This window comes from Cupriavidus agavae, assembly GCF_004217045.1.
Classification (GTDB): Bacteria; Pseudomonadota; Gammaproteobacteria; order Burkholderiales; family Burkholderiaceae; genus Cupriavidus; species Cupriavidus agavae.
On record NZ_SGXM01000001.1, the window covers coordinates 1 to 21,175 of the forward strand.

The window sequence follows — 21,175 nt, forward strand, 5'->3', positions numbered from 1 at the left end:
GGACCGTGAAACGACTTTGCGCCGATGATAGTGCGGATACCCGTGTGAAAGTAGGTCATCGCCAGGCTCTTATGCCCCAAAACCCCTCGACAGCTCTCGCTGCGAGGGGTTTTGTTTTTGCGCGCATGGTTTTTATCCAGCTTCGTTCGTGACTGTTGTATTCCCGTTTTCAGGGTCGCGGAGCATTCCTGACGCAATACGCATCTGATAATGTCACCGTCAAGCGCCGAGGAACATCGACGCGATGCAGTCTGCAACAGTGAAGTCGCGGTGCCGCAGGGCCTGACGCATGTTGTTGGATTTGGCTGGCGGGTGGGAAACAGGGTTCAGGGGGTCTTATGCCCAGGAAGTTCGGGCTGGTACTGACGGTACTGGCGGGCGCAGTGTTGCTTGCTGGTTGTGCATCCACGGCGGTGGCGCCGGCGGATCCGTCGAAAATGGTGTCCGTCTCGGACGGCAGCTGCAAGACGTTTGCAACCAAACCGGTCATGCTGAAGGCATCGACCGGTGCCGCAGCCGATCCCCTGGCCGTCGCCAACCGGCAGAAGCCGGTGGAGCCGGATCAGGAGGCCGGGTCCGATGGCGAAGCTGACGCCGAGCCGGCCGCGCTGCAGTTGCTAAGCGAGTTGCCGGCGTTTTCCCTCTTCAATGCGGCATCGGCTGACCCGGCTGGCTGGCAGCCCTGGAAGGTCAATCGCAACAAAACACCCACGCGCTATTCCCTGACCGAGGTCGATCATCACACGGTGCTGCACGCCCAGGCGGACGGCTCGGCGTCGGGATTGTACGTGCCGCTGGTCAGTCGTGAGGCCGGGACGCTGCGCTGGCGCTGGAAGACACGCGACGTGATTCGGGTTGCCGACAACGCGGTGAGCCATCGGGAGGATGCGCCGCTACGGATTTTCGTGGCGTTCGACGGAGATCGCAGCACGTTGCCGCTGCGGGATCAGTTGATGTACGAGATGGCACGCATCACCACGGGCCGCGAGATGCCCTATGCCACGCTGATGTACATCTGGGGTGGGCGCCGCGCCGAGGGCAGTATCCTGAACAATCCGCACACCGATCGCGTCCGCATGATCGTGATGGATTCGGGCACCCGAAATCTGGATCAATGGCGCTGCCACGAGCGCGACCTCCGCGCGGACTACCGCAAGGCCTTCGGCACAGACCCCGGCAAGGTGCTGGCGGTCGGCCTGATGACCGACACCGACAACACCAGAAGCCGCGCCGAGTCCTGGTATGGCGATATTGCTATTGACTAGCTGGGTGCCAGCCATTTCTCCACGAGCTTGACGAAGAACGTCGAACCCACGGGCAGCAGTTCATCGTTGAAATCGTAGCTCGGGTTGTGCAGCATGCACGGACCCATGCCGTGGCCGGCTTCGCGGTGCGAACCCTCGCCATTGCCAATGAACAGGTAGCAGCCGGGGCGCTCCTGCAGCATGAACGAGAAGTCCTCGGCGCCCATCGTGGGCTCCACGTTGCCGTCGACGTTCGACGCGCCCACCAGTTCGCTGGCGATCTCCACGGCGAACTCGGCTTCGGCCGCGCTGTTGATCGTCGGCGGATAGTTGCGGCGGAATTCGAAGTCGATGGTGCAATCGAACGCCTGCGCCACCGCCCGCGCCACCTCTTCCATGCGCCGCTCGATCAGGTCCAGTACCGGCACCGTGAACGTGCGGACGGTACCGCCCAGCCAGACCTCGTTCGGGACGATGTTGGTGGCATCGCCGCCGTGGAACTGCGTGACCGAGATCACGGCGGTGTCGATCGGCCGCTTGTTGCGCGTGATGATGCCCTGCAGCGCCGAGACGATCTGCGCGCCCGTGAAGACCGGGTCGCAGCCGTTGTTCGGCATTGCCGCATGCGCGCCCTTGCCGCGCACCACGATCTTGAACTCGTTGCTCGACGCCATCAGCGGCCCGGCCGTCGTGCCGAACGAGCCGGCCGGCATGCCCGGCCAGTTGTGCATGCCGAACACGGCGTCGCACGGGAAGCGCTCGAACAGGCCGTCCTTGATCATCTCGCGCGCCCCGCCGCCACCTTCTTCGGCGGGCTGGAAGATGAAGTTGACCGTGCCATCGAAGTTGCGGTGTTCGGCCAGGTAGCGCGCGGCACCCAGCAGCATCGCCGTATGACCATCGTGGCCGCAAGCGTGCATCTTGCCTTCGTGCCGGGAGCGGTGGCCGAAGGTGTTGGCCTCCTGCAGCGGCAGCGCGTCCATGTCGGCACGCAGGCCGATCGTGCGTCCGCCGTTGCCGCTGCGCAGCACGCCCACCAGGCCGGTGGTGCCCAGGCCCCGGTGCACTTCGATGCCCCAGGATTCGAGGTTGCTGGCCACCACATCGGCGGTGCGCTGCTCTTCGAAACAAAGCTCCGGATGGGCGTGGATGTCGCGCCGGATGGCACGGATTTCGGCTTGCGCCTGCAGGATTTCGGGAATGAGCTTCATGATGCCGTCGAGGGCTGATCGGACTTTTGGATACCCCGATCATACGACGCCTGTCGTAGAAGCGCCAAAACAAGGCTGAGGCGCCACAGGAACGCAAAAAACTGGTGCACCGCCGCATCGATTCCGGGGGTGGCGCGGGTGGGTTTCCCCGCATGGCGATTGCCCCCGGCTGCTGGAACAGTTCATGCTTGAAGTGCCCGGCCGGCCGCGTGCCGCGCTGCATGGCGGAACACCGCACCAAAACGCGGCCCGTCTCCACCCATCGCAGCCATCCGCGCGGCCGATCCTCATTGTCATTTCAAGACTTCCCATCAGGGAGAATCGCACGATGTCCCTCAGCAACGTCAAGAAGGCAATCGGCAGGACGGTCGGCACCGTCATGCTTGGTGGCGCCCTCGGCTTTGGCCTGTCTGCCCCGGCGCTCGCGGCCGATCTCAAGCTGGCCATGAGCTCGCCGCCCACCTCGATGGACCCGCATTTCTATAACCTGTTCTCGAACATCAACGTGTCCGAGCACGTGTTCGAGGCGCTGGTCAAGCTCGACCCGGACAGCAAGATCGTGCCGGGGCTGGCGGAGTCGTGGAAGCTCGTGAACGACACGACCTGGGAGTTCAAGATCCGCAAGGGCGTGAAGTGGCACGACGGCACCGAGTTCACCACCGATGACGTGGTGTGGTCGCTCGACCGGCCCGCCACCATCGTCAACAGCCCCGGCAAGTTCGATGTCTACACCAAGGCCATCGTCAGCAAGAAAATCATCGACAAGCACACGATCCAGCTGACCACGGCCCAGCCGTATCCGTTGATGCTGAACGACCTGACGTCGATTTTCATGGTGCAGAAGAAGGCCACGCAGGGGCTGGGTTCCGACGATTTCGCGCAGGGCAAGGGCATGATCGGCACCGGCCCGTTCAAGTTCGTGAGCTACGCACGCGACGACCGGGTGGAACTGGTGCGCTTTCCCGACTACTGGGGGCCAAAGCCGGCGTGGGACAAGGTGACACTGCGCTTCATCCCCAACCCGGCCACGCGCCTGGCCGCGCTGCTTTCGGGCGACGTGCAGGCCATCGAGAACGTGCCGACGCCAGACCTGCCGAAGGTGCGCAACGACCCGAAGCTCAGCTTCTTCTCGAAGATCTCGCACCGCGTGATCTACCTGTATTTCGATGCCAAGCGCGACAAGTCGCCGTTCGTGACCACCAAGGACGGCCAGCCGATGGACAAGAACCCGCTGAAGGATGCGCGCGTGCGCATTGCCATCAGCACGGCCATCAACCGGCAGGGCATCAAGGACCGGCTCATGGAGGGCCTGTCCGAGCCGACCAACAATCTCGTGCCGCCCACGCTGTTCGGCCACAACCCGGCGCTGAAGACGCTCAAGTACGACCCCGAGGCGGCCAGGAAGATGCTGGCCGAGGCGGGCTACCCCAACGGTTTCGGCATTACGCTGCACACGCCGAACAACCGCTACGTGAATGACGAGAAGATTGCGCAGACCATCGCGCAGAACCTGACGCGGATTGGCATCAACACCAAGGTGGAGGGGATGCCGATGGCCACGTACTCGTCGAAGGGGATCAAGCACGAGTGGTCGTTCGGGCTGCTGGGCTGGGGCGCGCAGACCGGCGAAGTCAGCTCGCCGCTGCGGGCGCTGCTGGCGTGCGAGGACTCGAAGAAGGGCTTCGGCACCACCAACTGGGGCGAGTACTGCAATCCGAAGATGGACGTGGTGCTCGAAAAGGCGCTGGCCACCGTGGATGACCCGGAGCGCTCCAGGCTGCTGCAGGAGGCCACGGCCATCGCGGTGCTGGACGGAGGCATCATTCCGGTCCACCATCAGGTGACCACGTGGGCCACGCAGAAGGGCATCACGTACGTGCCCCGTACCGACGAACGCACCTACGCGCACCTGTTCAAGCCGCAGTAACGGGCGGCAAGGCAGAGGCAGGCGGGGCCGGCGCGCGGGCGTCGGCTCCGGTATCATCGCGGCCCCGGTCCGTCAGAATGGCCGGGGCGTATCGCCCACGATGTCCCCCGTGGGCCGCGAACCCGCTGGCCGTGCCCCGGCGCGACGGCGAAAGGATAGCGTCCGAAACATGCTGGTCTTCATCATCCGGCGCCTGATGCAGAGCGTGGTCGTGCTGCTGGTCATGTCGCTGCTCGTCTTTCTTGGCGTTTTTGCGATCGGTAACCCGGTCGATATCCTGATCAGCCCGCAGGCCGACCAGGAAGACATCAAGCGCACCATCGCCGCGCTTGGCCTGGACAAACCACTCTGGGAGCAATACTGGATCTTCCTGCAGAACGCGCTGCACGGAAATCTCGGCACCTCGTTCGCGCATGGCACGCCGGCGCTCAAGCTGATCTTCGAGCGCATGCCCGCGACGATGGAACTGGCGATCTGCGCGATCCTGCTGGCCATCGTGCTCGGCATTCCGCTGGGGCTGTGGGCGGGCCTGCGGCCCAACGGCGTGGCCGGCAAGACCATCATGACGGTGTCGATCCTGGGCTTTTCGCTGCCCACCTTCTGGGTGGGGCTGATGCTGATCATGGTGTTCGCGGTGCAGTTGGGCTGGCTGCCGTCGAACGGCCGCGGCGAAACCGTGCGCGTGCTGGGCATGTCGCTGAGCTTCCTGACCGTGGACGGCATCCGGCACCTGATCCTGCCGGCGGTCACGCTGTCGCTGCTCAATATCGCCATGGTGATCCGGCTCACGCGGGCTGGCACGCAGGAGGCCATGCTGCAGGACTACGTGAAGTTCGCGCGGGCCAAGGGGCTGTCGAACGCGCGCATCGTCGGCGTGCACGTGCTCAAGAACATCCTGATTCCGATCGTCACGGTGATCGCGCTGCAGTTCGGCTCGATCATCGCTTTCGCCATCGTCACCGAATCGATCTTCGCGTGGCCGGGCATGGGCAAGCTGATCATCGATTCGATCCAGTTGCTGGACCGCCCGGTGATCGTCGCCTACCTGATGGTGATCGTGACGCTGTTCATCCTGATCAACCTGCTGGTGGATATCGTCTACAGCATGCTCGATCCGCGCATGCGCATTGCTGACAACAAGGGCTGAGCCATGAGCACATCCGCTACCCCGCAAGCCCCCGCCGCGCCGGCACCCGCGCAGAAGGAGCAGACGCCGTTCCGGCGCTTCGCGCGCCAGTTCGTCGAGAGCAAGCTGGCCGTGCTGGGGCTGGCCACGCTGGTGCTGATCCTGCTGATCGCCATCTTCGCGCCGTGGCTGGCGCCGCAGAACCCCTACGACCTGGCCACGCTCGACGTGCTCGATGCCCGCATGGCGCCGGGCGAGCAGTCGGGCATGGGCATGACGTTCGTGATGGGATCGGACGAACAGGGCCGCGACATGCTCTCGGCCGTGATGTACGGCCTGCGCATCAGCGTGGGCGTGGGCGTGGCCAGCACGGTCATCGCGCTGTTGCTCGGAGCCACGCTGGGGCTGCTGGCCGGCTTCCTGGGCGGGCGTACCGAGGCCATCATCATGCGCGTGGCCGATCTGCAACTGTCGTTCCCGCCGATCCTGCTCGCGCTGATTCTTCTGGCGTTTCTACGACCCGGCATCGGCAATATCGTGATCGCGCTGGTGGCCGTACAGTGGGCCTACTACGCACGTACCACGCGCAGCGCGGCGCTGGTGGAGCGGCGCAAGGAATACATCGAGGCCGCCACCTGCCTGGGGCTGCCGCCGCGCCGGATCATGTTCCGGCATCTGCTGCCGAACTGCCTGCCGCCGCTGATCGTGATCGCCGCCCTGCAGGTGGCGTCGGCCATCACGCTCGAAGCCACGCTGTCGTTCCTCGGGCTCGGCGTGCCGGTGACCGAGCCGTCGCTGGGCATGCTGATCGCCAACGGCCAGCAGTACATGCTCTCGGGCAAGTACTGGATCAGCTTCTTCCCGGGCATCGCGCTGGTGGTGACCATCGTGGCGATGAACCTCGTGGCGGATCAGTTGCGCGATGTGCTGAACCCGCGCCTGCAAACGCAATGACCGACCGGGAGCCAACATGACACAACCGACTCTCGTCGTAGAAAACTTAAAAACGCAGTTCTTCACCCGTGCCGGCGTGGCCAAGGCCGTCGACGATGTGTCGTTCTCGGTCGGACGTGGCGAAATCATGGGGTTGGTGGGGGAATCGGGCTCGGGGAAGTCGATGACCGGGTACTCGATCATGGGATTGATCGACCCGCCGGGCAGGGTGGTGGACGGGCGCATTGCGCTGACCAGCCGCGATGGCGTCACGCGCGACCTGCGCACGCTCACGCCGGCCCAGCAGCGCGACGTGCGTGGCAACCGCATCGCCATGATCTTCCAGGACCCGATGATGACGCTGAACCCGGTCCTGCGCATTGACACGCAGATGATCGAGGCCGTGCGTGCGCACGACAACGTCAGCAAGCCCGCCGCCCGCGAGCGCGCCCGCAATGCGCTGGCGCGCGTGGGTATCCCGTCGCCGGACGAGCGCCTGCAGGCGTACCCGCACCAGTTCTCGGGCGGCATGCGCCAGCGCGTGGCCATCGCCATCGCGCTGCTGAACAAGCCGGACCTGATCATCGCCGACGAGCCCACCACGGCACTCGACGTGACCATCCAGGGCCAGATCCTCTACGAGATGCAGACGCTGTGCCGCGAGTCGGGCACCGCTTTGATCTGGATCACGCACGACCTGTCCGTGGTGGCCGGGCTGGCCGACAAGGTCTGCGTGATGTACGCGGGCAAGATCGTGGAATCGGGCGATGTGCGGCAGGTGCTGGAACGCCCCGGCCATCCGTACACGCACGGGCTGATCGGCTCGGCACCGTCGCGCAACCCGCGCGGCACGCCGCTGCGGCAGATTCCCGGCATGACGCCCTCGCTGCTGAACCTGCCGGGCGGCTGCTCGTTCCGCAATCGCTGCCCCTACGCCACGGACGTCTGCCGAACCGATCCGCCGCTCGACACCTCGCCCGATGGCCGGCAGTTGCGCTGCTTCCACCCCGTCAATGCCCAGCAGGAGGCCGCATGAGTACGCCGGTCATCGATTCCCCGAACGCGGCCGCGTCCCCGGCCCAGCCCGAGGCGGGCCTGCCGCCCGCGCCGCTGCTGGAGCTGCGCGGCGTCTCGAAGCGCTTCGTCAAGTCGCTCGACGCGGCGGCGAAAATCGCCAATCTCTTCGGCGCGAAGCAGAAGATGGAGGTGGTGCACGCGGTGGACCGCGTCGACCTGGCGATCCGGAGCGGCGAGGTCGTGGGGCTGGTGGGCGAGTCAGGCTGCGGCAAGTCCACGCTGGGGCGCATGGCGGTGGGCCTGCATACGCTGACCGAGGGTGAACGTTTCTGGCGCGGCACCGATCTGGACCGGCTGCCGCCCGACAAGAAGCGCGAGCGCCAGCTGGCCATCCAGATGATCTTCCAGGACCCGTATGCGTCGCTGAATCCGCGCCTGCGCGTGCTCGACATCGTCGGCGAGGCGCCGGTGGTGCACGGCATGGTCGAGAAGCGCGCCCAGCAGGCGTATGTGGAGGACATGCTGGTGCGCGTGGGCATGGACCCCACGGTGCTGCGCCGCTTTCCGCATCAGTTCTCGGGCGGCCAGCGGGCGCGGATCGGTATCGCCCGCGCGCTGGCGGTGCAGCCCGAGTTCCTGGTCTGCGACGAATCGGTGGCGGCGCTCGATGTTTCGATCCAGGCCCAGGTGCTGAACCTGTTCATGCGCCTGCGCGAGGAACTGAACCTGACCTACCTGTTCATCAGCCATGATCTGGGCGTGGTCAAGCACATCAGCGACCGCGTGGTGATCATGTACCTGGGGCGCGTGGTGGAATCGGCGCCGACCGAACAGGTGTTCGCGGCGCCGAACCATCCGTACACCCAGGCGCTGCTGGCCGAGGCGCCGAAGCTGGAGGTCGGCAAGAAGACCTACGTGGCGATCCGGGGCGAGATTCCGTCACCGCTGCATCCGCCGACCGGCTGCCATTTCCATCCGCGCTGCCCGCATGCGATGCCGCGCTGCCGGGAGGAACAGCCGGTGCTGAAGGAGATCGCGCCGATGCGGTGGTCGGCCTGTCATCTGAATGACATGGCCTGAACCCGCTACCGGATCACCACCCCGCGCGAGTTGATGATCGTCATCTCCACGAACTTCGATCCCACGTGGCTGTCGGGGCCGAACTGGACGATGAAGCCGCCCAGGTCCACGTTGCGCATGCCTTCCACGGCCGAGACGAAGCGCTCGCGGGTCAGGTCGCGGCCCGCGCGGCGCAGTCCTTCCACGAACGCCTTGGCGGCGATGAAGCCCTCGATGCTGGCGTAGTCGAACTCGTTCGGCTTGCCGGCGGCCTGCAACAGGCGCAGGTACTCGCGGACCACGGGCAGCGTGGCGTTGCCGGGGTGCGGCATCACCTGCGAGATGATCACGCCGCTGCCCTGCGGACCCACTTCGCGGGCCAGCGCCTGGGTGCCGACGAACGAGACGTTGTAGAACTGGCCGCTGTAGCCCCGGCGCAGCGCCTCCTTCACGAAGGCGCCCACGGTGCGGTAGGCGCTGATCAGCACCACGGCGTCGGGCCTGGCTTTCATGGCCGTCTGCATCGCGTCGCCGATCTCCACGGTGTTGCGGATCACGCTTTCCTGCGCCACGAGTGTCACGCCGCTGTTGGCCGGCAGCGCCTTGATGGCGTGCTCGATGCCGGAAATGCCGGCGCGGCCGTACGCGTCGTCGTTGTAGACCACGGCGATGCGCTTGAGCCCGGTGGTGTGGATCTGGCGCACGATGGCGGCGGTTTCTTCCTCGTAGCCGGCGCGCACATGGAACACGTAGCGGTTGTGCGGGTCGCGCAGCGACTGGGCGCCCGTGAACGGCGCGAAGAACGGGATGCGCAACTGGTTGACCAGCGGCAGCACGGCCTGGCTCGTGGGGGTGCCCACGTAGCCGAACAGCGCAAAGACGCGGTCTTCCTCGATCAGCTTCTTCGTGTTCCTGATGGCCTCGTCGGGCTCGTACATGTCGTCGAGCGCCTTGAGTTCGATCTTGCGCCCGAACACGCCACCCTGGCTGTTGATGTGGTCGAAGTACAGGCGCGCGCCCGCGTTCATCTGCTTGCCCAGCACCGCCGTGGAGCCGGTCAGCGCGGCCGACTGGCCCAGCACGATGGCGTCGGCGGTGACGCCGGTCTCGCCGGCGCCGGTGTTGGCGGCAAAGGCGGCGGCGGGCAGGCCGCTCGCGGCGATGGCGGACGCCATCAGCAGGCCGACCATCTGGCGGCGCTTGACCCCTGTTCTGAAACCCATGTAAATCCCCGTCAAAAAAATCCGTACAACGTTCTGATGATTCTGGTGGTGCCGTGCTGCCGGCGGACCCCGCGCGCCCCGTCCGGTCTGGTGCCGACAAGGGAAATCCGGCCGGGGCCGGACTGCGCCGGCACATCATAATCGAATACAATCGGAGCCAAACAATTTCCCCCGGTCCGGCAGGCTCGGCCGACGCAGTGGCGCCACAGTCACGCCGTTGACACGCGCCGGCCCCTTCGCCAGACACACCCGTTCATACCGCCATGGCCCCCCGTATCGTCCGTGCCGCCTGTCCCCACGATTGTCCCGATACCTGTGCATTGCTCGTCACCGTCGAGGATGGCCGCGCCATCAAGGTGGCCGGCGATCCCGAGCATCCGGCCACCCAGGGCGTGCTGTGCACGAAGGTCTCGCGCTACACCGAGCGCACCTACCACCCGGACCGCGTGCTGACGCCGCTGCGCCGCGTGGGACGCAAGGGCGAGGGCAGGTTCGAGCCGGTGTCGTGGGACGAGGCGCTCGACGAGATCGCCGTACGGCTGTCGGCCATCGCCGCCCGCAATCCGGAAGCCATCGTCCCCTACAGCTACGCCGGCACGATGGGCCTGGTGCAGGGCGAGAGCATGGCCGCGCGCTTCTTCCACAGGCTCGGTGCGTCGCTGCTGGACCGGACGATCTGCGCCAGCGCGGGTGCCACGGCGCTGAAGTACACCTATGGCGCGACGGTCGGGATGGACATCGAGTTCGTGGCCGACGCCAGGCTGGTGATCATCTGGGGCGGCAACCCGATAGCCTCGAACCTCCACTTCTGGACCCGCGTGCAGGAAGCCAAGCGCCGCGGCGCCACGCTGGTGGCCATCGATCCGTACCGCTCGCTGACGGCCGAGAAGTGCCACCGCCATATCGCGCCGATGCCGGGCACCGATGGCGCGCTGGCGCTGGCGATGATCCATGTGCTGATCCGCGACGGGCTGCTGGACCACGACTACATCGCGCAGCACACCGTGGGCTTCGATGCGCTGCGTGAACGGGCGATGGAGTTCCCGCCGGCGCGGGCGGCCGGGATCTGCGGCGTGCCGGTGGAAGATATCGAATGGCTGGCCGGGCTCTACGGCACGCTGGCCGTCCGCGAGCGCCAGCCGGTGGCGATCCGCATGAACTACGGCATGCAGCGCGTGCACGGCGGCGGCCAGGCGGTGCGCGCCGTGGCGTGCCTGCCGTCGCTGGTGGGTGCCTGGCGCGACCCGGCCGGCGGCCTGCAACTGTCGACCTCGGGCTTCTTCCCGATCGACCACGAGGCGCTGCAGCGTCCCGACCTGCTGCCGCACTGGCCGCAGGTGCCGCGCACCGTCAACATGAGCACGATCGGCGACGCGCTGCTGGACGACGGCACCCAGGGCAACGGCCCGAAGATCGAGGCCGTGGTGGTCTACAACAGCAACCCGGTGGCGGTGGCCCCCGAATCGGTCAAGGTGGCCGAAGGCTTCGCCCGCGAGGACCTGTTCACCGTGGTGCTGGAGCATTTCCGGACCGATACCGCCGACCACGCCGATTTCGTGCTGCCCGCGACCACCCAACTCGAACACGTGGACGTGCACAAGGCGTACGGCCATACCTATTTCCTGGCCAACAACCAGGCCGTCGAGCCGCTGGGCCAGGCGCTGCCGAACACCGAGATCTTTCGACGCCTGGCGGCGCGCATGGGCTTCACCGAGCCGTGCTTCGCCGACAGCGACGAGACCATCGCCAGCCAGGCCATCCTGCGCGACGACCAGCGCGCGGCGGGCATCAGCTGGGATTCGCTGAAGGAGCAGGGCTGGCAGAAGCTCAGGATCGGCAAGGCGCCGTTCGCAAATGGCGGTTTTCCTACGCCTTCGGGAAAGTGCGAGTTCTATTCGGCGGCCATGGCGCGCGACGGCCTCGACCCCGTGCCCGCCTACGTGGCGCCCTACGAGGCCCCGTCGTCGGCGCCCGAACTGGCCGCGCGCTATCCGCTGGCGATGATCTCGCCGCCAGCGCGCAACTTCCTGAACAGCACGTTCGTCAACGTCGACAGCCTGCGCGGCACCGAGGGCGAGCCGCACCTGGACATCCACCCCGACGACGCCGCCGCGCGTGGCATCGTCAACGGCGGCATGGTGCGGGCGTTCAACGACCGCGGCAGCATGCAGGCGCGCGCCCGGGTGACTGACCGGGCCAGGCGGGGCCTCGTGGTGGGCCTGTCGATCTGGTGGAAGAAGCTGGCTCCGGATGGCAAGAACGCCAACGAACTGACCAGCCAGCGCCTGACCGACATGGGCCGCGCACCGGTGTTCTACGACTGCCTGGTCGAAGTGGAGGCGGTCCCCTCGGAGGCGCTCGCATCATGATCCGCTGGCCGGCCCGCCGGCGCCGGGCGGGTATCGTCGCGATACTGGCCTGCGGCGCGCTGGCGGCCGGCTGCGACACGGTCGGCTATTACTACCAGTCGATCGGCGGGCACCTGGGCGTGATGGCGTCGGCCCGGCCCATCGACGACGCCATCGCCACGGCCAACGGCGCCAACGACGCCCGGCTGGCCCAGCGGCTGGAACTGGCGCGCCGCATCCGCGACTACGCCTCGCGCGAACTGAAACTTCCCGACAACGGCAGCTATCGCCGTTACGCCAATCTGCACCGTCCCTACGTGGTCTGGAGCGTGTTCGCCACGCCCGAACTGTCGATGGACCTGCGCAAGTGGTGCTTCCCGATCGTCGGCTGCATCAGCTATCGCGGCTACTACGACCAGAACGATGCCGAGCTTTACGCCAGGGGTCTGCGCGGCGACGGTTTCGAGACCTACGTGGCCGGCATCCCGGCCTACTCGACGCTCGGCTATTTCGACGATCCGCTGCTGAATACCTTCGTCTACCAGCCCGAGGGCGAGCTGGCGCGGCTGATCTTCCACGAACTGGCGCACCAGGTGGTGTACGTGCGCAACGACACCGCGTTCAACGAGTCGTTCGCCACCGCCGTGGAAGCGGCCGGGGTGGAGCGCTGGCTGGCGCAGGAAGGCTCGGCCGACGCCCGCGCCAGCTACCGGATCTACGATGGCCGGCGCCGCCAGTTCCGGGCGATGCTGCTCGATACGCGCGACAAGCTCGTCAAGCTCTACCAGTCGCGGCAGGACGATGCCGCCAAGCGCCAGGGCAAGGCGCGCATCTTCGATGAACTGCGCGCCGAGTACGGCGCCCTGAAGGCGGAGTGGGGCGGCTACACCGGCTACGACCGCTGGTTCGACCAGCCGCTGACCAATGCCCACCTGGCCGCCGTGGCCACCTACCAGCAGTGGGTGCCCGCTTTCACGGCGCTGCTCGCGCAGTCCGGCGGAGACTGGGACCGCTTCTACGCCGAGGCGCGCCGTATCGGCGATCTGGCGCCCCCCGAGCGCGATGCCGCGCTGCGCAAGCTGGCGCCGCCGGCCACCGAGGTCACGCCGCTGACGGCCGGGCAGGCTGGCGGGGCGGCGCCGAAGCCCTGAGCCCCCCTTCGCCGCGGGCTGACACGCGGGAGTTTCCCGATGGTGGCGCGCCCGGCGCATGCGAGAATGTCACCTATGTCTCATGCCCCCAGGAAACCGGCCCATCCGCCGCGCGCCACCGTTGCCGCCACCCTGGCCGAGGACGGCCCGGCGCGCTCGCACGTGGCCGAACGCCAGGAAGCGCGCCGCCGCCAGATCCTCGATACGGCGGCCCAGCTTTTCTACACGAAAGGCTATCCGGGCATGACGATGAACGACCTGTGCCGCGCGCTGGGCGTCACCAAGCCGGCGGTCTACTACTACTTCGCTGACAAGTACGAAATCTTCGACATCCTGTGCCGCGAATCGGCGCAGACCTGCCTGCCGGTGATCCGCGAGACCGCCGATCCGGCGCTGCCGGTGCGCGAGCGGCTGCAGGCCTGCCTGCTCGAAATGGCGCGGCGCTGCGTGCGCTGCCACGTGGCCGCCGCGCTGAGCTTCCGCGACAACCAGTACCTGAAGCCCGACACCGTCGACTGGCTCAACAGCATGGCGCGCGATTTCTACCGCGACCTCTACGGGCTGCTGGAGGAAGGACGCGCAGCCGGCGTGTTCGCGTTCGGCGATGCGCGCGTGACGGCCCATTCCATGGGCGGCGTGATCGGTTTCATGTACACCTGGCACGAGCCCGGCCGCATGGATCCCGAGGCGCTGGCCCGGGAGCTGGCGCAGAACATGATGAAGCTGGTGCTGCCGGCCTGAAGCACTGTCCTTGATCGGGGCCAAACCATGCCGGAATCGTCAGGGTATTCCCTTGAACCGATCGTGGCGTGACGCATAATTCACCAAATCCGCGAGCGAATTCGTGGAGGACTTCGTCTAACGGGTTGTCTTTACATGGGGCAGGCGTTTAGCATTCCCCAAAAATCGAACGACCATTCAGAAATTCAGGAGACGGTATGGAAAAGCTGTGGCTGAAACATTATCCGGCGGGCGTACCGGCAGAGATCGACGCCAGCCAGTTCCGTTCGCTGGCCCAGTTGCTCGAGGAATCGTTCCGTACCTATGCCGACCGCCGTGCCTTCATCTGCATGGACAAGGCCATCACCTATGGCGAGCTGGACGCGCTGTCGCGCCACTTCGCCGCCTGGCTCCAGTCGCGCGGCCTGCGCCCCGGCGCCCGCGTGGCGATCATGATGCCGAACGTGCTGCAGTATCCGGTGGTGCTGGCCGCCGTGCTGCGCGCCGGGTACGTGGTGGTCAACGTCAACCCGCTGTACACGCCGCGTGAGCTGGAGCACCAGCTCAAGGACAGCGGCGCCGAAGCCATCGTCATCCTGGAAAACTTCGCCAGCACGCTGCAGGCCGTGCTGCCGGCCACGCCGGTGCGCCACATCGTGGTGGCCAGCATGGGCGACATGCTGGGCGGGCTGAAGGGCGCCATCGTCAATTTCGTGGTGCGCAACGTCAAGAAGATGGTACCGGCGTGGGAACTGCCCACCTGCGTGCGCTTCAACGACGTGCTGGCCGAGGGCCGCGCCATGGAACTGAAGCCGGTCAGCACCGGCCCGGACGATATCGCGTTCCTGCAGTACACGGGCGGCACCACCGGGGTGTCGAAGGGCGCCACGCTGCTGCACCGGAACATTGTCTCGAACGTGTTGCAATCCGAGGCATGGATGCAGCCGGCGCTGGCCAAGGGCGCCCCCGTGGACCAGGTCATCACGATCACCGCGCTGCCGCTGTACCACATCTTCGCGCTGACGGTCTGCTGCCTGCTGGGCATGCGCAGCGGCGGGCTGAGCATCCTGATTCCGAATCCGCGCGACATCCCGGGCTTCATCAAGGAACTGCAGAAGTACAAGTTCAACATGTTCCCGGCCGTGAACACGCTCTACAACGCGCTGCTGAACCATCCGGACTTTGCCAAGGTGGATTGCTCGGGCCTGCGCGTGGCCAACGGCGGCGGCATGGCCGTGCAGGAAGCCGTGGCCAAGAACTGGCTGGCCAAGACCGGCTGCCCGATCATCGAGGGCTACGGCCTGTCGGAAACCTCGCCGTCGGCCACCTGCAATCCCACCGACACCGACGCATTCTCGGGCACCATCGGCCTGCCGCTGCCGTCCACGGAAGTGTCGATCCGCGACGACGATGGCAACGAACTGCCGCTCGGCCAGCCGGGCGAGATCTGCCTGCGCGGCCCGCAGGTGATGGCCGGCTACTGGAACCGCCCGGACGAGACCGCCAAGGTCATGACCCCGGACGGCTTCTTCAAGACCGGCGACATCGGCGTGATGGACGAGCGCGGCTACACGAAGATCGTCGACCGCAAGAAGGACATGATCCTGGTCTCGGGCTTCAACGTGTACCCGAACGAGGTGGAAGGCGTGGTGGCGGAATGCCCGGGCGTGCTCGAAGTGGCCGCCGTGGGCGTGCCCGACCAGCACTCGGGCGAGGTGGTCAAGCTGTTCGTGGTCAAGAAGGACCCGGGCCTGTCGGAAGCCGACGTGATCGCGTTCTGCAAGGAGCGCCTGACCGGCTACAAGCGTCCGAAGTACGTGGAATTCCGCACGGAGCTGCCCAAGACCAATGTCGGCAAGATCCTGCGCCGGGAACTGCGGGATAGCCGGAAGGCGGCGTAGAGGTTTAATCCCTCGCCCGTTCTTTCCCCTCTCCTGCTGCGCGGGAGAGGGAGACCACCACCGGCCGGCAAACTCAACACTCGTTCGACGGCGCCATCTGCGGTTGTGCCTGCCCATCGGGATAGATCAGCCGCACGCAGGTGCCGGGCTCCAGTCCCTGCGCGGCCGGGGCGTCGATCTGGGCCACGGTGCCGTCGCTGGCCCGCACCTTGTAGCGGTAGAGATCGACCTGCTGCGGCGGCGCCGGCCGGCTGAACAGCCGGGTCAGGTCGACCGACAGGCCAACCCCGCCTCCGCCCCCACCCCCACCTGCAAAACCTCCCACGCCTACCCCGGTGGCGCCGTACCCGGCGCCGGGGCTGGCCACGTCCACGCGTGACAGGAATGCCTTCTCGGTCACCCGCCCGAGCTTGATCGTGGCGTTGACGGGGGTGATCTGCGGGGCCGCCGGGGTGCTGCTGCAGGCGGACAGGGTGGCAAACGTGGCGCCGAGGGCCAGGAGCGCCAGCGGGCGGAGAGGGAGTCGGGATCGGGTCATGGCGTGGTCAGGCTTGTCTTCAAACGTCCCAGCAATCGGAACAGCGCGCGTCTGTCCGTTTCGGCAAGCCCGGAGAACAATTGTTCCACCCAGCTTTCATGGGCGCGCGCCATCTGCGAGAACGCCTCGCGCCCGGCAGGCGTCAGGCGGATCAGGAAAGCACGGCGGTCCGTGGGGAGCGCCTCGCGCGTGACCAGGCCCTCCTGCTGGAGCTGGTCGGTGATGCCGGTGACGTTGCCCCCGGTGACCATCATGCGGCGCGACAACTCGCCCATCTTGAGGCCCTCGGGGTGGCGGTCGAGCTGCGACATGAGGTCGAAGCGCGGCAGCGTGACCGCGAAATCCTGCCGCAGCCGCGATCGGATATCGCCCTCGATCAGCGTGGTGCAGGTCAGCAGCCGCAGCCAGAGCCGCAGCGCCTCGTGCGCCGACTCGCCGGCGCTGGTTTCCAGGTCTACCGGCGCGGGGTCGGCCGGATTGCTACCGGCGGAAGAGTTGGGCATCGTGATCGAGGCACCCTGAACATTTCATGCCTCAAGTATATGCGCGATGCCCGCTGCCGGATCAGTCCACCTTCGCGCCCGAATCCTTGACCACCTTGGCCCACTTGGTGGTCTCCGAGCGGATCAGCGCCGCGAACTGCTCCGAGGTGTTGCCCGAGGGCTCGGCGCCCTGCGCCTGCAGCCGCTCGCGCACGGCCGGCGAGTTCAGGCTCTTGGCTACCTCCTGCTGGATGCGGTTGACGATCTCCGGCGGCGTACCGGCCGGCGCCAGCAGGCCGAACCACGAGCTGGCCTCGAAGCCGGGCAGGTTGGCCGCCTGGGCGATGGTCGGCACGCCCGGCAGCGCGGGAGACGGCTTGGCGCTGGTCACGGCCAGCGCCTTGAGCTTGCCGGTCTTGATCAGCTGCATGGAGGACGGCAGGTTGTCGAACATCACCTGCATCGTGCCCCCGGTCAGGTCGGTCAGCGCCGGGCCGCTGCCGCGGTACGGGAAGTGGACCATGAACGTGCGCGTCTGCGTCTTGAACAGCTCGCCGGCCAGGTGGATCGACGTGCCATTGCCGCTCGACGCCATGTTCAGCTTGCCCGGATTGGCGCGGGCGTAGGCGATCAGGTCGTTGACGCTGTTGATCTTGTTCTGGGCGGCGAAGGCCGGATTGACCACCAGCACGTTCGGCACGGCGGCCACCAGCGTGACCGGCACGAAATCCTTGATCGGATCGAACGGCAGCTTGCCGTACAGCGACTGGTTGATGCCGTGCGTGCCCACGGTGCCCATCAGCAGCGTGTAGCCGTCCGGCGCGGCCTTGGCGGCCATGTCCGAGCCGATGTTGCCGCCGGCGCCGGGTTTGTTGTCGACCACCACGTTCCAGCCCGGCAGCTTCGACAGTTCGGCCGAGACGGCGCGCGCCATGATGTCGGTGGTGCCGCCGGCCGGGAACGGCACGATGAGCCGGATCGGCTTGCTCGGGTAGGCGTCGCTGGCGTGGGCCGCGGCAATGGCCAGCGGGCTCAGGGCGATCGACAGCAGCAGCGCGGAGGCGCGGCGGCGGGTTGCTTGCATGGCAGGGTCTCCAGGGAAGGGCGGCCGGTCATCGGTCTGGAGGCCATTCTAGTGGCCGGCGCCTGCGGCGCAGATGAGGTGAAACCCGTTGAGACATTCGGGCCGGGTGCGGGAGCGGGGGCAACAAAAAAGGCGCCCGGAGGCGCCTTGAAAAGGAACAATGTCGATGCGTGGTACGGCGGTCAGAACTTGTGGCGCACACCCACGGCCACGCCAACCTGGCTGGTCTTGCCCTGCTGCAGCGGATAGCCGTTGGCAAAGCTCACTGCCGAGGTGTCGAAGTTCAGGCCCGAGTTCTTCACGTAGCCGGCCGTCAGGTAGACGTCCGTGCGCTTCGAGAAGTTGTAGTCGGCCACGAAGCTGATCTGCCACGGGTTCTTGGGGTTGTCGCGGGCGAACGCCGACGACGCGCGCATCGTCTTCACGTCGTCGTAGAAGTACGCCAGCGTCAGGCCCAGCGGTGCGGTGACCTGGTAGTTCACGCCGAACCAGTAGTAGTTGTCGCGCAGCAGTTCCTGGTCGGCGTTGTCGGTGGTGCGGCCGTAGCGGTAGCCCGCCATGACCTTTGCCGGGCCGAACGTGTAGCTGGCCGCGGCACCCACCTTGCGCGAGCGGCCCGGCTGGCCGATCGTGATCGTCGGGCGCCATTCGTCGTAGGCCACCGTCAGGCCCAGCGGGCCGCTCATGTACAGCACGCCGGCACCGCCGCCCGCGTTGTTGTTGAAGTTGCCCGGCGATTCGCCGGCACCGGCGCCAGCCAGCGGCACCGGGCCGATCGCGGCCACGCCCGTGCCGAAGCTCCAGTGCGCCTCGGCCGTGACCGGGCCCACCTTGGCGGTGTACTTGACCGTGTTGTCCGAACGGAAGTTGGTGCCCAGCTGCGCCACCACCGGTTCGTAGATCGTCGCGTAGCCGGTCGGCGAGAAGTTCGCGAACATGTCGAACATCGTCGTGTACTGGCGGCCGAAGGTCACGCGGCCGAGCGTCGTGCTCTGCAGGCCCAGGTACGCCTGGCGGCCGAACAGGCGGCCACCCTGCTGCGAGCGGCCATCGTCGAGGCCGAAACCGCTTTCCAGCACGAACAGCGCCGAGAGGCCGCCGCCGAGGTCTTCCGTGCCACGCAGGCCCCAGCGCGAGCCGGACAGGCCGCCGCCGGTCTGCAGGCCCACGCGGCTGCCGCCGCCGGCCAGCGAAGGCGGGCGCCCGTTCGGGCCCCAGCTGGCCGGATTGGTGTTGAAGCCCGGTGCCAGGTGATTGTTATATTCGATCGGCACGTCGACGACGCCGTAGAGCGTCACGCTGGTTTGCGCGTTTGCAGCAGAGGCAAACGCGCTCATCGCGGCAAGCGCGAGTAGCGATTTTTTCATGCTGGGTGATCTCCACTTAAGAATTATTAGTTGAAGCTTCGGAAGGACCTCCTGTGAGCCCTCTATATCCTTCCGCGCTTGACTTCCTTGGAAGCTGCGGACAACTCTAGCAAAACGGTTCTTTTTTTGACCCTGTGGTAAACGTCTTGTCTTGTTTTCACAACTCAGGGTTTCTGGGTACGCAGGCGCAAGCCGGAAGCGCCCGCCGGCCCGCGCGGGCAGACCTGCATAAAGCCGCGCGGGTACAATGCGGGAATTCCCGATGCGCAACCGAGGCATGACTCTACCCATCGGTGGGGCATGCGCGCGGCGCGCCGGCAGACCTCTCCATTGACACGCATGGACACGCTGATCCGAGAATTCGATGTCGCACTGCGCGCGATCGCCGGTGCCACCCGCGCGGGCCGCGACAACCCCGCCGACCGCCTCACGCCCGATACCGAAGCCATGAGCGCCGAGGAGCGCCGCCACGTGGCCGGTCTCATGCGCATCAACCATGTGGGCGAGGTCTGCGCGCAGGCCCTGTACCAGGCGCAGAAGCTGACCGCCCGCACGCCGGAAGTCCGCGCGCAGATGGACGCCGCCGCCAGCGAGGAGGAAGACCACCTCGCCTGGTGCGCCGAGCGCCTGCGCGAACTCGGCAGCCGGCCAAGCCTGCTGAACCCGGTCTGGTATGCGGGCGCCTTTGCCATCGGCTTCGTGGCCGGCCGTGCGGGCGATCGCGTGAGCCTGGGTTTCGTCGCCGAGACCGAGCGCCAGGTGGAGCACCACCTGACCGGCCACCTCGACCGCCTGCCGCCCGCCGATGGCCGCTCGCGCGCCATCCTCGAACAGATGCGCGACGACGAGATCCGCCATGGCGATGCCGCGCGCGATGCCGGCGGCGTACCGCTGCCCGGCGCGGTGCGTGCGCTGATGCGCGCGGCGTCGAAAGTCATGACCTCCACGGCCTACCGTATCTGACCCGTCCGAGCCCGGGGCGGACCCTGTGGAAAACTGCCGCAAGCCCTTGTTCCGGAAGGGCGCGCGGCAAAACGTTGTATCCTTCCCCAACGCGCGGAACCGAATGCATGCCGCGCGGTCTGGCAGTCCCCCTCCCGGCAGTTCTCAGGTGGTTTCTCTGCTTTGCTCCCCAAGTGCTTCATTTCATTAAGGATTCCCATTATCAGTGCGTGAAGTTGTCGCGCTAAGTCTTTGTTCTGATTCAAAAATTCCCTGTTTCTGCCCCGTGACGAGCCTTGACCGGCCAAAATGCTTCCTCTAAAGTGGGAAATAGTGTGAGGAAGTGTATTTTTGTGTGAATTACGGGGCTGTCTCTGCGATCATTCGCAGCGGATGGAACGGTGGCGGACCAGGATGAATCGACCAGCCGCGGGCGCATGAGACGCCGGCGGACACCGGGGGGCTTAGCTTGTTTCAGGGAGCATCGGCGCTGTCGCTGGATGCCAAGGGGCGGATGTCAATTCCGTCCCGGCATCGCGAGGCGCTGCAAACGCAGGCCGAGGGCCGGGTGACGCTGACCAAGCACCCGGACGGCTGCCTGCTGCTCTTTCCCCGGCCGGAATGGGAGGTGTTCCGCGGCCGCATTGCGGCGCTGCCAATGGATGCCCATTGGTGGAAGCGGATCTTTCTCGGCAACGCCGCCGACGTGGAGATGGACGGCGCGGGCCGCGTGCTGATTGCACCGGAACTGCGCAGTGCCGCCATGCTCGACAAGGAAGTGATGCTGCTCGGCATGGGCAGCCATTTCGAAGTCTGGGATGCCGCCACCTACGCCGCCAAGGAACAGGCGGCGATGGCGCAGGGCATGCCCGACGCATTGAAGAATTTCTCTTTCTGAAGAG

General features: G+C 66.6%; 18 protein-coding genes. 12 read left to right on the forward strand and 6 right to left on the reverse strand.

The genetic code is table 11. From position 1 onward, the window contains the following. Nucleotides 1–338 precede the first annotated feature (338 nt). A complete protein-coding gene (locus EV147_RS00005; protein WP_130389094.1) occupies nt 339–1,265 on the forward strand; it encodes a DUF3047 domain-containing protein in 927 nt (308 codons plus the stop codon). Here the strand turns inward: EV147_RS00005 and EV147_RS00010 are convergent. After that, the gene (locus tag EV147_RS00010; protein ID WP_130389095.1) at nt 1,262–2,455 is read right to left on the reverse strand and encodes a M20 aminoacylase family protein; all 1,194 of its coding nucleotides are present in this window, start codon (nt 2,453–2,455) and stop codon (nt 1,262–1,264) included. The two genes, EV147_RS00005 and EV147_RS00010, sit on opposite strands and share 4 nt — an antisense overlap. A 328-nt stretch (nt 2,456–2,783) precedes the next feature. Between EV147_RS00010 and EV147_RS00015 the strand changes: the two genes are divergently transcribed. The 5 genes from EV147_RS00015 to EV147_RS00035 all read left to right on the forward strand — a co-directional run bounded on the left by EV147_RS00015 (nt 2,784) and on the right by EV147_RS00035 (nt 8,538). Further along, the gene (locus EV147_RS00015) at nt 2,784–4,382 is read left to right on the forward strand and encodes an ABC transporter substrate-binding protein (protein WP_130389096.1); all 1,599 of its coding nucleotides are present in this window, start codon (nt 2,784–2,786) and stop codon (nt 4,380–4,382) included. 169 nt (nt 4,383–4,551) lie between these two features. Next, on the forward strand, nt 4,552–5,529 hold the full coding sequence (locus EV147_RS00020; protein WP_130389097.1) for an ABC transporter permease: 978 nt from the start codon (nt 4,552–4,554) through the stop codon (nt 5,527–5,529). 3 nt (nt 5,530–5,532) lie between these two features. After that, nucleotides 5,533–6,462, forward strand: a complete 930-nt coding sequence (locus tag EV147_RS00025; protein ID WP_130389098.1) for an ABC transporter permease — start codon at nt 5,533–5,535, stop codon at nt 6,460–6,462. Between the two features lie 16 nt (nt 6,463–6,478). Further along, nucleotides 6,479–7,477, forward strand: a complete 999-nt coding sequence (locus EV147_RS00030) for an ABC transporter ATP-binding protein (RefSeq protein ID WP_130389099.1) — start codon at nt 6,479–6,481, stop codon at nt 7,475–7,477. Next, nucleotides 7,474–8,538, forward strand: coding sequence for an ABC transporter ATP-binding protein (locus EV147_RS00035; protein ID WP_130389100.1), 1,065 nt, complete (start codon nt 7,474–7,476; stop codon nt 8,536–8,538). The genes EV147_RS00030 and EV147_RS00035 overlap by 4 nt, the downstream gene beginning before the upstream one ends. A 5-nt stretch (nt 8,539–8,543) precedes the next feature. On the opposite strand, the gene EV147_RS00040 is transcribed toward EV147_RS00035, so the two are convergent. Then, nucleotides 8,544–9,740, reverse strand: a complete 1,197-nt coding sequence (locus EV147_RS00040) for an ABC transporter substrate-binding protein (protein ID WP_130389101.1) — start codon at nt 9,738–9,740, stop codon at nt 8,544–8,546. Between the two features lie 263 nt (nt 9,741–10,003). Between EV147_RS00040 and EV147_RS00045 the strand changes: the two genes are divergently transcribed. The 4 genes from EV147_RS00045 (at nt 10,004) to EV147_RS00060 (ending at nt 15,860) form a co-directional block, all read left to right on the forward strand. Next, nucleotides 10,004–12,109, forward strand: coding sequence for a molybdopterin-containing oxidoreductase family protein (locus EV147_RS00045; RefSeq protein WP_130389102.1), 2,106 nt, complete (start codon nt 10,004–10,006; stop codon nt 12,107–12,109). Next, nucleotides 12,106–13,239, forward strand: coding sequence for an aminopeptidase (locus EV147_RS00050; RefSeq protein ID WP_130389103.1), 1,134 nt, complete (start codon nt 12,106–12,108; stop codon nt 13,237–13,239). Before EV147_RS00045 ends, EV147_RS00050 begins: the two co-directional genes overlap by 4 nt. A gap of 75 nt (nt 13,240–13,314) precedes the next feature. Then, nucleotides 13,315–13,980 carry a TetR/AcrR family transcriptional regulator gene (locus EV147_RS00055; protein ID WP_198680151.1) on the forward strand — a complete coding sequence of 222 codons (666 nt, stop codon included), beginning with the start codon at nt 13,315–13,317 and terminating at the stop codon, nt 13,978–13,980. 197 nt (nt 13,981–14,177) lie between these two features. After that, the gene (locus EV147_RS00060) at nt 14,178–15,860 is read left to right on the forward strand and encodes a long-chain fatty acid--CoA ligase (RefSeq protein WP_130389105.1); all 1,683 of its coding nucleotides are present in this window, start codon (nt 14,178–14,180) and stop codon (nt 15,858–15,860) included. A gap of 73 nt (nt 15,861–15,933) precedes the next feature. Here the strand turns inward: EV147_RS00060 and EV147_RS00065 are convergent, their stop codons facing one another. From EV147_RS00065 to EV147_RS00080, 4 genes are all read right to left on the reverse strand, one after another. Beyond that, the gene (locus EV147_RS00065; RefSeq protein ID WP_130389106.1) at nt 15,934–16,398 is read right to left on the reverse strand and encodes a hypothetical protein; all 465 of its coding nucleotides are present in this window, start codon (nt 16,396–16,398) and stop codon (nt 15,934–15,936) included. Beyond that, nucleotides 16,395–16,901 carry a MarR family winged helix-turn-helix transcriptional regulator gene (locus tag EV147_RS00070; protein WP_130389107.1) on the reverse strand — a complete coding sequence of 169 codons (507 nt, stop codon included), beginning with the start codon at nt 16,899–16,901 and terminating at the stop codon, nt 16,395–16,397. The genes EV147_RS00065 and EV147_RS00070 overlap by 4 nt, the downstream gene beginning before the upstream one ends. A 61-nt stretch (nt 16,902–16,962) precedes the next feature. Next, on the reverse strand, nt 16,963–17,964 hold the full coding sequence (locus tag EV147_RS00075) for a Bug family tripartite tricarboxylate transporter substrate binding protein (protein WP_130389108.1): 1,002 nt from the start codon (nt 17,962–17,964) through the stop codon (nt 16,963–16,965). Nucleotides 17,965–18,146: 182 nt separating this feature from the next. Next, complete coding sequence (locus tag EV147_RS00080; protein ID WP_130389109.1) at nt 18,147–19,331, reverse strand: porin; 1,185 nt, start codon at nt 19,329–19,331, stop codon at nt 18,147–18,149. 339 nt (nt 19,332–19,670) lie between these two features. Here EV147_RS00080 and coq7 point away from each other — a divergent pair, with 339 nt between their 5' ends. Both coq7 and mraZ read left to right on the forward strand, forming a co-directional pair. Next, complete coding sequence (gene coq7, locus EV147_RS00085; protein ID WP_130389110.1) at nt 19,671–20,294, forward strand: 2-polyprenyl-3-methyl-6-methoxy-1,4-benzoquinone monooxygenase; 624 nt, start codon at nt 19,671–19,673, stop codon at nt 20,292–20,294. 448 nt (nt 20,295–20,742) lie between these two features. After that, the gene (gene mraZ / locus EV147_RS00090) at nt 20,743–21,171 is read left to right on the forward strand and encodes a division/cell wall cluster transcriptional repressor MraZ (protein WP_130389111.1); all 429 of its coding nucleotides are present in this window, start codon (nt 20,743–20,745) and stop codon (nt 21,169–21,171) included. Nucleotides 21,172–21,175: the final 4 nt, after the last annotated feature.

What these genes read in the sequence shown, in the direction of transcription:
- EV147_RS00005 (WP_130389094.1), top strand. Translation starts at nt 339, where the DNA reads ATGCCCAGGAAGTTCGGGCTGGTACTGACGGTACTGGCGGGCGCAGTG.
- EV147_RS00010 (WP_130389095.1), bottom strand. Translation starts at nt 2,455, where the DNA reads ATGAAGCTCATTCCCGAAATCCTGCAGGCGCAAGCCGAAATCCGTGCC.
- EV147_RS00015 (WP_130389096.1), top strand. Translation starts at nt 2,784, where the DNA reads ATGTCCCTCAGCAACGTCAAGAAGGCAATCGGCAGGACGGTCGGCACC.
- EV147_RS00020 (WP_130389097.1), top strand. Translation starts at nt 4,552, where the DNA reads ATGCTGGTCTTCATCATCCGGCGCCTGATGCAGAGCGTGGTCGTGCTG.
- EV147_RS00025 (WP_130389098.1), top strand. Translation starts at nt 5,533, where the DNA reads ATGAGCACATCCGCTACCCCGCAAGCCCCCGCCGCGCCGGCACCCGCG.
- EV147_RS00030 (WP_130389099.1), top strand. Translation starts at nt 6,479, where the DNA reads ATGACACAACCGACTCTCGTCGTAGAAAACTTAAAAACGCAGTTCTTC.
- EV147_RS00035 (WP_130389100.1), top strand. Translation starts at nt 7,474, where the DNA reads ATGAGTACGCCGGTCATCGATTCCCCGAACGCGGCCGCGTCCCCGGCC.
- EV147_RS00040 (WP_130389101.1), bottom strand. Translation starts at nt 9,740, where the DNA reads ATGGGTTTCAGAACAGGGGTCAAGCGCCGCCAGATGGTCGGCCTGCTG.
- EV147_RS00045 (WP_130389102.1), top strand. Translation starts at nt 10,004, where the DNA reads ATGGCCCCCCGTATCGTCCGTGCCGCCTGTCCCCACGATTGTCCCGAT.
- EV147_RS00050 (WP_130389103.1), top strand. Translation starts at nt 12,106, where the DNA reads ATGATCCGCTGGCCGGCCCGCCGGCGCCGGGCGGGTATCGTCGCGATA.
- EV147_RS00055 (WP_198680151.1), top strand. Translation starts at nt 13,315, where the DNA reads ATGTCTCATGCCCCCAGGAAACCGGCCCATCCGCCGCGCGCCACCGTT.
- EV147_RS00060 (WP_130389105.1), top strand. Translation starts at nt 14,178, where the DNA reads ATGGAAAAGCTGTGGCTGAAACATTATCCGGCGGGCGTACCGGCAGAG.
- EV147_RS00065 (WP_130389106.1), bottom strand. Translation starts at nt 16,398, where the DNA reads ATGACCCGATCCCGACTCCCTCTCCGCCCGCTGGCGCTCCTGGCCCTC.
- EV147_RS00070 (WP_130389107.1), bottom strand. Translation starts at nt 16,901, where the DNA reads ATGCCCAACTCTTCCGCCGGTAGCAATCCGGCCGACCCCGCGCCGGTA.
- EV147_RS00075 (WP_130389108.1), bottom strand. Translation starts at nt 17,964, where the DNA reads ATGCAAGCAACCCGCCGCCGCGCCTCCGCGCTGCTGCTGTCGATCGCC.
- EV147_RS00080 (WP_130389109.1), bottom strand. Translation starts at nt 19,331, where the DNA reads ATGAAAAAATCGCTACTCGCGCTTGCCGCGATGAGCGCGTTTGCCTCT.
- coq7 (WP_130389110.1), top strand. Translation starts at nt 19,671, where the DNA reads ATGGACACGCTGATCCGAGAATTCGATGTCGCACTGCGCGCGATCGCC.